General features: G+C 49.6%; 17 protein-coding genes and 1 pseudogene. 11 read left to right on the top strand and 7 right to left on the bottom strand.

Annotation, left to right across the window (positions count from 1 at the left end; all coding sequences use genetic code 11):
• The first annotated feature begins 83 nt into the window (after positions 1-83).
• The 8 genes and pseudogenes from fliL (at position 84) to rcsA (ending at position 5,069) form a co-directional block, all read left to right on the top strand.
• The gene (fliL, locus tag GUC46_RS09325; protein ID WP_003030435.1) at positions 84-551 is read left to right on the top strand and encodes a flagellar basal body-associated protein FliL; all 468 of its coding nucleotides are present in this window, start codon (positions 84-86) and stop codon (positions 549-551) included.
• A 4-nt stretch (positions 552-555) separates the two neighbouring features.
• Positions 556-1,560 (top strand): flagellar motor switch protein FliM, encoded by a 1,005-nt coding sequence (fliM, locus tag GUC46_RS09320; protein ID WP_003030434.1) that lies wholly within the window; start codon positions 556-558, stop codon positions 1,558-1,560.
• Positions 1,557-1,970, top strand: coding sequence for a flagellar motor switch protein FliN (gene fliN, locus GUC46_RS09315; RefSeq protein WP_003030433.1), 414 nt, complete (start codon positions 1,557-1,559; stop codon positions 1,968-1,970). The genes fliM and fliN overlap by 4 nt, the downstream gene beginning before the upstream one ends.
• Positions 1,970-2,347: a flagellar biosynthetic protein FliO gene (fliO, locus tag GUC46_RS09310; protein ID WP_085952515.1), complete on the top strand. Its 378-nt coding sequence runs from the start codon at positions 1,970-1,972 to the stop codon at positions 2,345-2,347. The genes fliN and fliO overlap by 1 nt, the downstream gene beginning before the upstream one ends.
• On the top strand, positions 2,347-3,084 hold the full coding sequence (gene fliP / locus GUC46_RS09305; protein ID WP_003030427.1) for a flagellar type III secretion system pore protein FliP: 738 nt from the start codon (positions 2,347-2,349) through the stop codon (positions 3,082-3,084). Before fliO ends, fliP begins: the two co-directional genes overlap by 1 nt.
• Positions 3,085-3,093: 9 nt before the next feature.
• Positions 3,094-3,363: a flagellar biosynthesis protein FliQ gene (gene fliQ, locus GUC46_RS09300; protein WP_003030425.1), complete on the top strand. Its 270-nt coding sequence runs from the start codon at positions 3,094-3,096 to the stop codon at positions 3,361-3,363.
• An 8-nt stretch (positions 3,364-3,371) separates the two neighbouring features.
• Positions 3,372-4,167 (top strand): annotated as a pseudogene (gene fliR / locus GUC46_RS09295) (flagellar biosynthetic protein FliR).
• Between the two features lie 278 nt (positions 4,168-4,445).
• Positions 4,446-5,069 (top strand): transcriptional regulator RcsA, encoded by a 624-nt coding sequence (rcsA, locus tag GUC46_RS09290; RefSeq protein ID WP_003030421.1) that lies wholly within the window; start codon positions 4,446-4,448, stop codon positions 5,067-5,069.
• Positions 5,070-5,123: 54 nt separating this feature from the next.
• On the opposite strand, the gene dsrB is transcribed toward rcsA, so the two are convergent.
• Complete coding sequence (gene dsrB, locus GUC46_RS09285) at positions 5,124-5,312, bottom strand: protein DsrB (RefSeq protein WP_003030419.1); 189 nt, start codon at positions 5,310-5,312, stop codon at positions 5,124-5,126.
• Between the two features lie 163 nt (positions 5,313-5,475).
• Here dsrB and yodD point away from each other — a divergent pair, with 163 nt between their 5' ends.
• Positions 5,476-5,703, top strand: a complete 228-nt coding sequence (yodD, locus tag GUC46_RS09280) for a YodD family peroxide/acid resistance protein (RefSeq protein WP_003030417.1) — start codon at positions 5,476-5,478, stop codon at positions 5,701-5,703.
• Positions 5,704-5,909: 206 nt separating this feature from the next.
• On the opposite strand, the gene GUC46_RS09275 is transcribed toward yodD, so the two are convergent.
• A complete protein-coding gene (locus GUC46_RS09275; RefSeq protein ID WP_003030415.1) occupies positions 5,910-6,095 on the bottom strand; it encodes a YodC family protein in 186 nt (61 codons plus the stop codon).
• A gap of 77 nt (positions 6,096-6,172) precedes the next feature.
• Positions 6,173-7,087, bottom strand: a complete 915-nt coding sequence (locus tag GUC46_RS09270; RefSeq protein WP_169316136.1) for a DUF808 domain-containing protein — start codon at positions 7,085-7,087, stop codon at positions 6,173-6,175.
• Positions 7,088-7,262: 175 nt separating this feature from the next.
• On the opposite strand from GUC46_RS09270, the gene yedA reads away from it, so the two are divergent.
• On the top strand, positions 7,263-8,183 hold the full coding sequence (gene yedA / locus GUC46_RS09265) for a drug/metabolite exporter YedA (protein WP_003839069.1): 921 nt from the start codon (positions 7,263-7,265) through the stop codon (positions 8,181-8,183).
• Here yedA and GUC46_RS09260 read toward each other — a convergent pair.
• From GUC46_RS09260 to GUC46_RS09250, 3 genes are all read right to left on the bottom strand, one after another.
• Positions 8,175-8,642, bottom strand: coding sequence for a very short patch repair endonuclease (locus GUC46_RS09260; RefSeq protein WP_003839067.1), 468 nt, complete (start codon positions 8,640-8,642; stop codon positions 8,175-8,177). The two genes, yedA and GUC46_RS09260, sit on opposite strands and share 9 nt — an antisense overlap.
• Positions 8,623-10,053, bottom strand: coding sequence for a DNA cytosine methyltransferase (locus tag GUC46_RS09255; protein WP_130714542.1), 1,431 nt, complete (start codon positions 10,051-10,053; stop codon positions 8,623-8,625). Before GUC46_RS09255 ends, GUC46_RS09260 begins: the two co-directional genes overlap by 20 nt.
• A 76-nt stretch (positions 10,054-10,129) precedes the next feature.
• Entirely contained in the window at positions 10,130-10,822 is a 693-nt protein-coding gene (locus GUC46_RS09250) for a phosphohydrolase (RefSeq protein ID WP_130714541.1), read from the bottom strand.
• A gap of 441 nt (positions 10,823-11,263) precedes the next feature.
• Here GUC46_RS09250 and ompC point away from each other — a divergent pair, with 441 nt between their 5' ends.
• Complete coding sequence (gene ompC / locus GUC46_RS09245; RefSeq protein WP_048217366.1) at positions 11,264-12,454, top strand: porin OmpC; 1,191 nt, start codon at positions 11,264-11,266, stop codon at positions 12,452-12,454.
• 102 nt (positions 12,455-12,556) lie between these two features.
• On the opposite strand, the gene GUC46_RS09240 is transcribed toward ompC, so the two are convergent.
• Complete coding sequence (locus GUC46_RS09240; protein ID WP_003839058.1) at positions 12,557-12,889, bottom strand: EmrE family multidrug efflux SMR transporter; 333 nt, start codon at positions 12,887-12,889, stop codon at positions 12,557-12,559.
• Positions 12,890-13,024 lie beyond the last annotated feature (135 nt).

Raw genomic sequence — 13,024 nt, 5'->3', positions numbered from 1 at the left:
CCGCGTCTTTTCCACGCTTTGTCGTGAACAGGACACGGGATAATCAGCCCATAAGCTGTACCGAAACAGGAAGCCCGTATCTGATGACTGACTCCGCGATTAACAAAAAAAGTAAACGCGCTATTTGGATCCCTCTGCTGGTATTAATTACCCTCGCCGCCTGCGCAACTGCAGGTTATAGCTACTGGCGCATGCAGCAGCAGCCTTCCGCCAGCGTCAAAGCGGAACCGGCTCCACCGCCAGCCCCGGTGTTCTTTGCGCTGGATACCTTTACCGTCAATCTGGGTGATGCAGACCGTGTGCTGTATATCGGTATCACACTGCGCATGAAAGATGAGGCGACACGTTCACGTCTTAACGAATATCTGCCGGAAGTGCGCAGCCGCTTGCTGCTGCTATTTTCTCGTCAGAATGCGGCCACACTCGCCACCGAGGAAGGTAAGCAACAGCTGATTACCGCCATCAAAGAGACGCTGGCGACTCCGCTTGTTGTTGGACAACCGAAACAGGTTGTCACCGACGTTCTTTATACAGCTTTTATTCTGCGGTAAAGACATGGGCGACAGTATTCTTTCTCAGGCAGAAATCGACGCATTGCTGAACGGCGATAGCGAAACCAAAGACGAACCCATTTCAGGTATCGCAAAAGAAAGCGATATTCGTCCTTATGATCCCAACACTCAGCGTCGCGTGGTACGTGAGCGTTTACAGGCGTTGGAGATCATTAACGAACGCTTCGCGCGCCAGTTCCGTATGGGGTTATTTAACCTGTTGCGCCGTAGTCCGGATATTACCGTGGGGGCGATCCGTATCCAGCCTTACCACGAATTTGCGCGCAACTTGCCGGTTCCGACCAACCTGAACTTAATCCACCTGAAGCCGCTGCGCGGTACGGGTCTGGTGGTGTTCTCACCAAGTCTGGTATTTATCGCCGTAGACAACCTGTTCGGTGGTGACGGTCGTTTCCCGACGAAAGTGGAAGGCCGCGAATTTACGCACACGGAACAGCGCGTTATCAACCGCATGCTGAAGCTGGCGCTGGAAAGCTACAGCGACGCGTGGAAGGCCATCAATCCGCTGGAAGTGGAATACGTCCGTTCCGAGATGCAGGTGAAATTTACCAATATCACCACCTCCCCGAACGACATTGTGGTGAACACCCCGTTCCACGTTGAAATTGGCAACCTGACCGGTGAATTTAACATCTGTCTGCCATTCAGCATGATTGAGCCGTTGCGTGAGCTGCTGGTGAATCCGCCGCTGGAAAACTCGCGTAATGAAGATCAGAACTGGCGCAATAATCTGGTGCGTCAGGTTCAGCATTCTGAGCTGGAGCTGGTGGCAAACTTTGCCGACATTCCGCTGCGGCTATCCCAGATTTTAAAACTGAAACCCGGCGATGTACTGCCGATTGAAAAACCCGACCGCATTATTGCTCATGTGGACGGCGTGCCTGTGCTGACCAGCCAGTATGGCACCGTAAACGGTCAGTATGCGTTACGCGTAGAACATCTGATAAACCCGATTTTGAATTCGCTGAATGAGGAACAGCCCAAATGAGTGATATGAATAATCCGTCCGATGAGAACACTGGCGCATTGGACGATCTGTGGGCTGACGCGTTAAACGAGCAAAAAACCACGCCCACCAAAAGTGCGGCCGATGCGGTATTCCAGCAGTTAGGTGGCGGCGACGTCAGCGGTGCTTTGCAGGACATCGACCTGATCATGGACATTCCGGTCAAACTGACCGTCGAACTGGGCCGTACCCGCATGACCATCAAAGAGCTGCTGCGCCTGACGCAGGGGTCAGTTGTCGCACTGGATGGTCTGGCAGGCGAACCGCTGGATATCCTGATCAACGGTTATCTGATTGCCCAGGGCGAAGTCGTCGTGGTCGCGGATAAATACGGTGTGCGTATCACTGACATTATCACCCCGTCTGAACGTATGCGCCGTCTGAGCCGTTAATCATGAATACCCAGGCTACCGTTTCTCAACCCGCCGCCGTTTCCGGTTCACCGCTGGTGCAGGTAAGCGGTGCGCTGCTCGGGATCATCGTCTTGATCCTGGCGGTGGCCTGGGTCATTAAACGTCTGGGGTTTGCCCCCAAAAGTGCCGGTACTCGCGGGCTGAAAGTCGCAGCCAGCACCTCATTGGGTCCACGTGAGCGCGTGGTGATTGTCGAGGTCGAAGATGCCCGTCTGGTACTGGGTGTCACAGCCTCGCAGATTAACGTCCTGCACACCCTGCCCCCGGCACCTGCCGATGCAGAAGAAAAAACGGCCTCCCCTGCGGATTTCCAGGCCATGATGAAGAGTTTGCTTAAGCGTCCTGGGAGATCCTGATGCGCCGTTTGTTATCCCTCACGCTGGCAGGCTTGTGGCTTTTCAGTCCCGTTGCCCTCGCCCAACTCCCGGGTCTGGTTAGTCAGCCATTGCCGGGCGGCGGACAAAGCTGGTCTTTGCCCGTGCAGACACTGGTGTTCATCACCTCGCTGACGTTCCTGCCTGCAATTTTGCTGATGATGACCAGCTTCACCCGCATCATCATTGTTTTCGGTCTCCTGCGAAATGCGCTGGGTACCCCCTCTGCACCACCTAACCAGGTGCTACTGGGCCTGGCGCTCTTTTTGACCTTTTTCATCATGTCGCCGGTGATCGATAAAATCTACGTCGACGCATATCAACCGTTCAGCGAAGAGAAGATCTCCATGCAGGAAGCTATGGAGAAAGGCGCCCAGCCGCTGCGTGAGTTTATGTTGCGCCAGACCCGTGAAGCCGATCTGGCCCTCTTCGCGCGCTTAGCAAACAGCGGTCCATTACAGGGACCAGAAGCCGTGCCGATGCGAATTTTGCTACCCGCTTATGTCACCAGTGAGTTGAAAACAGCATTCCAGATAGGTTTTACCATTTTTATTCCGTTTCTGATTATCGACCTGGTGATCGCCAGCGTACTGATGGCGCTCGGGATGATGATGGTACCGCCAGCCACAATCGCGTTGCCGTTTAAGCTGATGCTGTTTGTGTTGGTAGACGGTTGGCAGCTACTTGTCGGCTCGCTGGCACAAAGCTTTTACAGTTAGAGGCGCGAAATGACTCCTGAATCGGTCATGATGATGGGCACAGAGGCGATGAAAGTCGCCCTGGCCCTTGCTGCGCCTTTGCTGTTGGTCGCTCTCGTCACAGGTCTTATCATCAGTATTCTGCAGGCGGCGACCCAGATTAACGAAATGACGCTGTCCTTCATTCCCAAAATTGTCGCGGTGTTTATTGCCATCATTGTTGCTGGCCCGTGGATGCTTAACCTGCTGCTCGACTACGTGCGTACGCTGTTCAGCAATATCCCCTATATCATCGGGTAGACAACGTTATGTTGCAGGTGACCAGCGTTGAGTGGCTCCACTGGCTGAATTTATACTTCTGGCCTTTGCTGCGCATACTGGCGCTCATCTCAACGGCCCCCATCCTCAGTGAACGAGCCATCCCCAAACGGGTAAAGCTGGGGCTGGGGTTGATGATAACCGTCGTTATCGCCCCGTCAATTCCCGCCGTTGACGTCCCCATCTTTTCGATCGGCGCACTATGGCAGGCAATGCAACAAATCCTGATCGGTATCGCTTTAGGCTTCACCATGCAGTTTGCGTTTGCCGCAGTACGTACCGCCGGGGAATTAATTGGTCTGCAAATGGGCCTTTCCTTCGCGACATTCTTCGATCCCGGTAGCCGTCTGAATATGCCGGTTCTGGCACGACTGATCGACATGCTCGCCATGCTGCTGTTCCTGACCTTTAATGGCCATTTATGGCTGATTTCGCTGCTGGTAGATACTTTTCATACTCTGCCCATCGGTGGCAATCCGGTGAACAGCAATGCGTTTCTCGCGCTGGCACGGGCGGGTAGCCTGATTTTCCTCAACGGGCTAATGCTGGCCCTGCCGGTAATGACGCTGCTACTCACGCTGAACCTCGCACTTGGTTTGTTAAATCGCATGGCGCCACAGCTGTCGGTTTTCGTCATCGGCTTTCCTCTCACTCTGACCGTAGGTATTTCACTGATGGCGGCGCTAATGCCATTAATTGCGCCATTCTGCGAACGATTATTCAGTGAAATTTTTAATTTACTGGCCGATATCGTCAGCGAAATGCCTGGAAAATAATAACCCTTAATTTTTATCCTGTTTTACTAAGGATTGTCCTAATTTTAAAAAGTAACAACATCCACCAGGATATCTCTGTCGCGGCTTATTTGTTTTTGCCTCACTCACATAACGCAACATTCACTTTACTTTAAGATGTTTCCTGGCAAATTATACGCAACTTTACGGGATAGTAAATTCGCCTGAAAAACAGCGAAAGCGTCATCTTGGGTCGTTATTATTCCGTTTAGTTGTGATGAAATAATCAGGTAAGGGGAATTATCGTTACGCATTGAGTGAGGGTATGCCATGTCAACGATTATTATGGATTTATGCAGTTACACCCGACTAGGGTTAACCGGGTATCTGGTAAGTCGGGGAGTGAAAAAAAGGGAAATCAACAACATTTCCAACGTTGATGAACTCAGTCTCGCCTGTGTCTCTCAACAACCCGCTGTGGTGTTTATTAATGAGGACTGCTTTATCCACGATCCTGCTAATAGCCAGCAAATAAAGCAAATCATTAATCAGCATCCCAGCACATTATTTATTGTGTTTATGGCAATTGCCAACGTGCATTTTGATGAATATCTACTCGTCAGAAAAAATTTATTGATTAGTTCTAAATCGATTAAGCCTGACTCACTGGATAAACTACTTGGCGATATTCTGAAAAAAGAAGTAGATATTGCTATTGATGTGAATCTGCCGACATTATCATTAAGTCGAACCGAATCCAGCATGTTGCGTATGTGGATGGAGGGTCAGGGAACAATACAGATATCAGATCAAATGAATATCAAAGCCAAGACGGTGTCATCCCATAAGGGGAATATAAAACGAAAGATTAAGACGCATAATAAGCAAGTTATCTATCACGTTGTGAGACTTACGGACAACGTCACCAATGGTATCTTTGTGAATATGCGCTAAGACGTTCTGACTGGTGGCGACTCCACCAGTCAGAATCAAATAGCGGAACTCATCTCACTCCACTTTTTCCACAAAGATACCATCCTGATGACCTGATTCATTAAAGAACCAGATACCGAGCGGGTAGTCTTCCAGCGAAACCAGGTACATGGTGCCTTCACTAAACTCTTCGATTGCCAGTACCACGCCCGGTCGACGAGGACCGCCGTCCGTTTTGACTGTGACCCGATCATTCACCTTCATAGTTTTCCTCCTGTGGCTTTGTGCCAGTGTAGAACAAATTCCTTTTTCTGGCAGCGCTCTGCACGCGCGATTGCGGGTTTTATCGACGGTCTATACTTAAGTTGTGCGTATCTGATGTTTGGGTACGCTCCCCCGGTATCCTTAACGGTTGAGAGGTATGAGGATGAAAACCGCGAAAGAGTACAGCGATACGGCCAAACGTGAAGTCAGCGTCGATGTCGACGCGCTGCTAAAGGCAATCAACGAAATCTGCGAGAGTGAAATTCATCGCAGCCAGGATGACCCGGAGCGCGTTAGCGTCGACGGCCGAGATTACCATACATGGCATGAACTGGCTGACGCGTTCGAGCTTGATATCCATGACTTTAGCGTATCGGAGATCAATCGCTGACTGAGGGCGAAAAAAATCCCGGCCCTTATAGGGTCGGGATCAAGCTTGCTTATGCAAGAAGCACTTGTAAATTCGTTACACCAGAAAATCTGATGTGAACCAAACCTTATCTGCAATTTTTTTGCCTGACAAGTAAATAATTCTCACCAAAATGATAAATATAACTAATGGGTGAGAGATCACCAGGTTACGGTCGAGTCAAATGTTCAGGCATCCTGACAGAGCTGTCTTCGCTCGCCCGGCACCACCAGTTCATCTTCACGGAATGCTTCCCGTTTAACGCCAAAGCCGTCGTACCAGCGACACTCCACCATTCCGCTGGCATACCCGGTAACGATCATACGTGGGCCACCCTCTTTGGAGGTGACTTCCTCACTGACAGAAAAGACCATACCTGCCTCCTGTATCAAGAGAAACCTTTACACCTTAGATGACAAAGAGGCGTTTTGCATAATCAGTCCTGTAACAATTAGTGCGAAACTCCGCGCAGTCTGGCGACAGCTTTCACCAGCAGAACGACAATCCCACCGATGATAAAGCCGAGCACCAGGTTAAGCAGGGTCGGAAGCATTAGCGAAATCAATGTACTTTGCTGTTGAGCAAAATGTTCAATCGCATGATGCAGCGGTGATATTCCGTGTACCACAATACCGCCCCCCACCAAAAACATCGCCAATGTACCGACCACAGAAAGTGTTTTCATCAGCCAGGGGGCAACCACCAGCAATCCTTTCCCCAGCGACTGGGCAAGTTGGCTACGTTTTTCTGCCAGCCAGTACCCGATGTCGTCAAGCTTAACGATAATCCCGACCAGGCCATACACGCCCACGGTCACCACTAACGCGATACCCGATAACACCAACACCTGATTCAGCAAAGGTGCATCCGCTACAATACCCAGCGTAATCGCAACAATCTCGGCAGACAAAATGAAGTCAGTACGTATTGCCCCTTTGATTTTATCTTTCTCAAAGGTGAGTGGATCCTGTGCGGCCAGAGCAGCCAGACGCTGCTGACGCTCTTCCGGGCTTTCTTTGTGCTTACGCGCCTCCAGGGTATGCAGAACCTTTTCTACCCCTTCAAAACAGAGAAACGCCCCACCTACCATTAATAATGGGGTGATCGCCCAGGGAATAAATGCGCTTATCAATAGCGCCAACGGTACAAGGATAACTTTGTTTACAAACGACCCCTTCGCCACGCTCCAGACCACCGGGAGTTCACGGTTCGCCCGCACGCCCGATACCTGCTGCGCATTAAGCGACAAGTCATCTCCCAGCACGCCCGCAGTTTTTTTCGCGGCCAATTTTCCCATCACTGATATATCATCCAGCAGCGTGGCGATATCATCGAGTAAGGTTAGTAAGCTACTTCCTGCCAAAATTTTGACCCTCAATATTATTTTTTTGCAGTCATAAGTATGAAGTAAAACACGCCATGCTGAAACTGACCTTTCTGGTCAACAAGTTTTTAACATCGACACGTAATTATAAATCTCGCCAGTAAGATAGTTTTGACGTTTACTATGTTGCACCTTTTTATTTCTACCGTGAGGGATTATGCGTTTCAGGCAATTGTTACCGCTTTTCAGTGCGCTATTCGCGCTGTACATCATTTGGGGTTCCACGTACTTCGTTATTCGCATTGGTGTTGAAAGCTGGCCGCCGTTAATGATGGCAGCCGTACGTTTTCTCTCTGCGGGAATTTTATTAACAAGTTTTTTACTTATTCGCGGGCATAAGCTCCCCCCCTTACGCTTAATCCTGAACGCCGCGTTAATTGGTATCCTGCTGTTGGCTGTGGGTAATGGACTGGTCACCGTCGCAGAACATCAAAATGTCCCTTCCGGTATTGCCGCCGTGGTGGTCGCCACCGTCCCGTTATTTACGCTGTGTTTTAGCCACTTTTTTGGCATCAAAACGCGCAAACTGGAATGGTTGGGGATAGCGATTGGGCTCGCAGGGATCATCATGCTGAACAGCGGAGGCAATTTAAGTGGCAATCCGTGGGGCGCTATTTTAATCCTGATCGGTTCGATAAGCTGGGCGTTTGGCTCGGTGTACGGTTCACGCATTACGCTACCCGTTGGCATGATGGCCGGAGCCATTGAAATGTTAGCAGCCGGTATTGTGCTGATGTGCGCATCGTTACTCTCCGGGGAAAAACTGACCACCATGCCAACATTTTCAGGCTTTATGGCGGTGGCTTACCTGGCCCTGTTTGGCTCCATTATTGCCATTAATGCGTATATGTTCTTGATCCGCAATGTCAGCCCGGCGCTAGCCACCAGCTACGCCTACGTCAATCCGGTTGTTGCGGTGCTGTTAGGTACCGGTCTGGGGGGAGAAAGACTAGCCCCTATCGAATGGCTGGCGCTCGGCGTGATCGTGTTTGCTGTGGTGCTGGTAACGTTGGGGAAATACCTGTTCCCTGTTAAAGCGGATGCCGTCGCGAGTTCGTCGGAAAAAACATTACAGTAAATGAATACCGAGAGTGTCGATCTGCGCGGTGTCGCCACCGCCGCAGATCCACTCGATGACACGTTCAGATAACGCTTCATCATCCAGCTTTTCGCGACCACGCAGGGCGCACTCCCAGACAATCAGTACGCGCCAGCCAAGAGCCTGCAATTTTTCACAATCCCGCGCATCGCGTTGGACATTTTTGCCTATTTTTTCCAGCCAGAATTCCGTTCGTGTCGCGGGGACTTTAAACAAATAGCAATCGTGGTGGTGCCAGAAACAACCGTGAGTAAAAATCACACAATGATAATCATCCACCACAAAATCGGGGCGACCGGGTAACGTCGCATCCTGCACGCGAAACGTTACCCCCTGCTCTGTCAGCACGCTGGCAAGGCGTTTTTCAATTGCGGTATCGCGGGTGGCTATCGCCCGCATATTTTTACTGCGTGTTGCTTTATCGTGAACGTCTGCCATGCAGGTTCTCTTTCTCGCGAATAGCAACTGCCTGCCTGATTTTTGGCTCCAGCAGCCTGGCCACCGCCGCAAATGCCGGAACGATCACCGAATTACCAAACTGGCGATAAGCCTGAGTATCTGACACGGGGATCCTGAACTGATAGCCTTGCGGAGATTCAAACCCCATCAGGCGCGCGCACTCTCTGGGCGTAAGTCTGCGTGGGCGGTGTCGCTGATTCTGCGGATCGTCAAAATCTTTTTCACCCAGCGCCATATCCCAGCCACGGTCAATCAGAATCTCCGCCCCATCCTTATAATAACGCGCAGATAATGTGCGCGTTACGCTATCAGGGTTACCGGGATACACCATGCCATAGCCAAATCCATTTCCCCGCGCCTGATGCTTTTTCGCATAGCGGTAGAGGTATTTCCACAGCACCGGCGTCAGCACATATTTCGCATCGACGTTCGGCTCAAGTAGCTCCGCCAGCGTAGTACGCCGCTGCGGATAACGCGTGACAATATCCCGCAGCGTGAAGTCTGATTTCAAATTCAGATCGCGTCGGAAGCCGACAAGCACGATACGTTCGCGATGTTGAGGCAAAAAATGTTGCCCATCGATAATTTTCGGATCATCCGGACCGTTATCTGCCGCATCTGCCACGTCATAACCCAGCTCGTCCAGCGTCTGCATAATGATGCGAAACGTTTTGCCCTGATCGTGACTCTTCAGGTTTTTGACGTTTTCGAGCACAAATATTGCTGGTCGACGAGCGTCGATAATGCGCACCACGTCAAAAAAGAGTGTGCCTTGTGTATCGCAGGCAAAACCGTGGGCCCGCCCTAACGCATTTTTCTTTGACACCCCGGCCAGGGAGAAGGGCTGACAAGGAAATCCCGCCAGCAGTACATCATGTTCTGGAATGTGCTGGCGAATATGTTCTGCCGCCTGCTGGTCGCTCACCCCATCCTGATGGCTCAGCGTGACATCACGAATATCTTCATTAAAGCGGTGCTGGAGCGGATCGCAGTAGTTGTTCGCTTTGTAGGTGCGCACCGCATGCTTGTTCCACTCGCTGGTAAACACGCACTGCCCACCAATTGCCTCAAAGCCGCGACGAATCCCGCCAATGCCGGCAAACAGATCGATAAATCGAAAGGCATAATGCGGATGATGCGCAGGTGGCGTCGGCAGCAAGGAATTCAGATAAGTAAACTCATTGTCGCTGAGGCGATGCCATGTTTCGTTCGCCACCACTCGCTTAAAGATGGCCGGACTCCAGCGGTTCTCGCCAACACCGTTCAGATAAGCAACCAGGGTTTTCACGTCATATATTTCAAGCAACTTAGCCAAAATCACCTGCGCGGCGGCCTTGTTATCATCTGTCATCGGGTTCATGGAGCCTGCTACTGAAAAATTATCCTGCATACATTTAACCGGCCGAAATGGATAACCGACAGATTAACATAAAATAGTGTGGTTGACGTTGCGGCTGTACTGGCGACTAACGTGCTTTAAAGGGTTGAATCGCGTCAAGATCCAGCATTTCATACTCTCCTTTTAACTCCGCACTCAGCTTCGCCATATACGTCAGTAAGAAGTCAGCATTATGCTGCGCTAAATGTCGTCCTTGTTCAGTTTGCATCGTCGACGGCAACGTCAATAACTTGGTCTGGAAGTGATCGAGCGCGTACTGTTTGTCGTCAAGGCCACGCTGGCGGGCAAACGGATCTTCCGCATCAAATAGCGCCACGCCTAACGCACCAGACACAGCAAATACGCGCGCTAGACCGATAGCCCCCAACGCCTCAAGCCGGTCCGCATCCTGCACGATTTTCGCTTCAAGGGTTTCTGGTGCAATTTTGGCGCTAAAACTGTGCGCCTCGATGGCATGGCACACGGCAGGTATTCTTTGTTGTGGAAAATCCGGAAAATCGCGCATCAAAATGGGACGCGTTTCCAGAGCTGCCAGTACCGACGAACGATGACGCTCAGGATGGTTCTTTGGCAGGCTGACGAGATCATGGAAGTAGCACGCGGTCAACACCACTAGCCAGTCTACAGTAGCATCTGTACTCAGCTTTTGCGCCGTCATCCACACACGACGAAAGTGAAAGATGTCATGCGCAGCATCTTGTCCGGAATGGTTATCAGCTAACCAAGCTTCAAATTGCGACTGCCAGTCGTGCAGTTTCATGCTATCTCCCTTTGTAGAAAGAAAATCACCTTAGCAACAATTTTCATTGCAAACCACTGCCTGCCCCATTACATAATTAACTTTTATTATCGCACCAAAAACAAAATCCACATGAATTTATAGAAACCATAATATCAATATCAACAACTATATTATATGAATAACAAAAACAAATACTCCGCACAAATAAAATTCAAGTTTCAAATAAATAACTAGATATACATAAAATATTGATTAAAAATGATTTATGTGACAAATAACAATTTATCCAACATATATTTTTAGTTATAAAAACACATCAATGAAACATTTAGAAATATTTTAAATACATTTGTTACATGTTATATTTTAAATTAAATGAACTTCATAGATAGTATCCAAATGTAGTTGCTTGGATAGTACTACATATTCATTTTAATTATCATGCAAAGGGAATACATAATGAAAAGAAAAGTATTGGCACTGCTTCTCCCTGCTTTATTAGCTGCAGGCGCAGCAAATGCGGCTGAAATCTATAATAAAAACGGCAATAAACTGGATCTGTATGGAAAAGTCGATGGTCTGCGTTATTTCTCTGATGATGCAGGCAGCGACGGCGACATGACCTATGCGCGTCTGGGCTTTAAGGGCGAAACGCAGATCAACGATATGCTGACTGGCTATGGTCAGTGGGAATATAACATTCAGGCCAACGGTACCGAAGGTGACAAAGGCGATTCATGGACTCGTCTGGCCTTTGCCGGTTTAGGTTTTGGTCAAAACGGTACTTTCGACTACGGTCGTAACTACGGCGTCGTGTACGACGTTGAGGCCTGGACCGATATGCTGCCAGAATTCGGTGGTGATACCTACACTCAGACCGACGTTTACATGCTGGGCCGTACCAACGGCGTTGCTACCTATCGTAATAAAGGCTTCTTTGGTCAGGTTGATGGCCTGAACTTTGCCCTGCAGTATCAGGGTAATAATGAAAATGGTGACAGTCGGTGGAGTGGTCAGGAAGGTTCCGGTAACAGTGAAGGCCGCAAACTGGCGAAAGAAAACGGCGACGGTTTCGGTATGTCTACTTCCTATGACTTCGACTTCGGTTTAAGCCTCGGTGCGGCATACTCCGCATCTGACCGTACCGACTCTCAAGTTGCTCGCGGTTACCAGGACGGTATGAACAAGCGCAATAACTACGCTGGCGGCGAAACAGCTGAAGCCTGGACTGTTGGCGCGAAGTATGACGCTAACAACGTTTACCTGGCAGCCATGTATGCAGAAACCCGCAATATGACCTATTACGGCGGCGGCAACGGCGAGAATAATGGTGGCATTGCTAACCAAACCCAGAACTTTGAAGTTGTGGCTCAGTATCAGTTCGATTTCGGTCTGCGTCCATCCATCGCTTACCTGCAGTCTAAAGGCAAGGATTTAGGTGGTCAGGAAGTGAGCCATGGTAACTGGCGTTACGTCGACAAAGATCTGGTCAAATATGTTGAAGTGGGTATGACTTACTACTTCAACAAAAACATGTCCACCTACGTTGATTATAAAATCAACCTGCTGGACGAAGACGACAGCTTCTATGAAAGCAATGGTATCGCAACTGACGACATCGTTGCCGTTGGTTTAGTCTACCAGTTCTAATTACGACAAAAATACGCAAGCCCGCTTCATACCAAGCGGGCTTTTTCACCGCACAGGGATAAGCTCTGCTAACAGCGCCAGATATCCGACATTCTTTTAGAATTAATGCGGGGAAGATTTTGAAAAAATATTGATAACCAGAACCCCAGCGCAAATCAGGAACATGCCTGCGATCGCCGGGAAATCCAGCTTTTGCCCACTTACCAACCAGCCCAAAAGGCTGATTAATACGATTCCAGCACCAGACCAAATTGCGTACGCAATACCCGTTGGAATCGTCGACAGCGTCTGAGCGAGAAGATAAAAAGCAGTGCAGTAGCACACAATGGTTGCGACAGATGGCCATAGACGTGTAAACCCGTCAGAGAACTTCATCAGGGTTGTACCTATTACTTCAGCTACAATGGCCCCGGCAAGGAAAATGTATGAATTCAAAATCTGGCCCCATGTGACAATCTAAGATAATTATCGTATCACAAAGGGTTAAGTGAGTTTATCCAAAACAAGTCGTGGGCATAACCCCAACAAATATTGCAATCTTGTCACCGTCTTGTGCGCCCGCTCATCGCT

The sequence above is a fragment of the Citrobacter sp. LUTT5 genome (assembly GCF_009905315.1).
In the GTDB taxonomy this organism is placed as follows: Bacteria; Pseudomonadota; Gammaproteobacteria; order Enterobacterales; family Enterobacteriaceae; genus Citrobacter; species Citrobacter freundii.
This window is presented reverse-complemented; position numbering and strand designations above follow the sequence as displayed.

Coding starts and splice junctions, on each gene's coding strand:
- fliN (WP_003030433.1), top strand. CDS start 1,557: ATGAGTGATATGAATAATCCGTCCGATGAGAACACTGGCGCATTGGAC.
- yedA (WP_003839069.1), top strand. CDS start 7,263: ATGCGTTTCAGGCAATTGTTACCGCTTTTCAGTGCGCTATTCGCGCTG.
- dsrB (WP_003030419.1), bottom strand. CDS start 5,312: ATGAAGGTGAATGATCGGGTCACAGTCAAAACGGACGGCGGTCCTCGT.
- fliQ (WP_003030425.1), top strand. CDS start 3,094: ATGACTCCTGAATCGGTCATGATGATGGGCACAGAGGCGATGAAAGTC.
- GUC46_RS09250 (WP_130714541.1), bottom strand. CDS start 10,822: ATGAAACTGCACGACTGGCAGTCGCAATTTGAAGCTTGGTTAGCTGAT.
- GUC46_RS09255 (WP_130714542.1), bottom strand. CDS start 10,053: ATGCAGGATAATTTTTCAGTAGCAGGCTCCATGAACCCGATGACAGAT.
- GUC46_RS09275 (WP_003030415.1), bottom strand. CDS start 6,095: ATGGTCTTTTCTGTCAGTGAGGAAGTCACCTCCAAAGAGGGTGGCCCA.
- fliL (WP_003030435.1), top strand. CDS start 84: ATGACTGACTCCGCGATTAACAAAAAAAGTAAACGCGCTATTTGGATC.
- yodD (WP_003030417.1), top strand. CDS start 5,476: ATGAAAACCGCGAAAGAGTACAGCGATACGGCCAAACGTGAAGTCAGC.
- GUC46_RS09260 (WP_003839067.1), bottom strand. CDS start 8,642: ATGGCAGACGTTCACGATAAAGCAACACGCAGTAAAAATATGCGGGCG.
- fliP (WP_003030427.1), top strand. CDS start 2,347: ATGCGCCGTTTGTTATCCCTCACGCTGGCAGGCTTGTGGCTTTTCAGT.
- fliM (WP_003030434.1), top strand. CDS start 556: ATGGGCGACAGTATTCTTTCTCAGGCAGAAATCGACGCATTGCTGAAC.
- ompC (WP_048217366.1), top strand. CDS start 11,264: ATGAAAAGAAAAGTATTGGCACTGCTTCTCCCTGCTTTATTAGCTGCA.
- rcsA (WP_003030421.1), top strand. CDS start 4,446: ATGTCAACGATTATTATGGATTTATGCAGTTACACCCGACTAGGGTTA.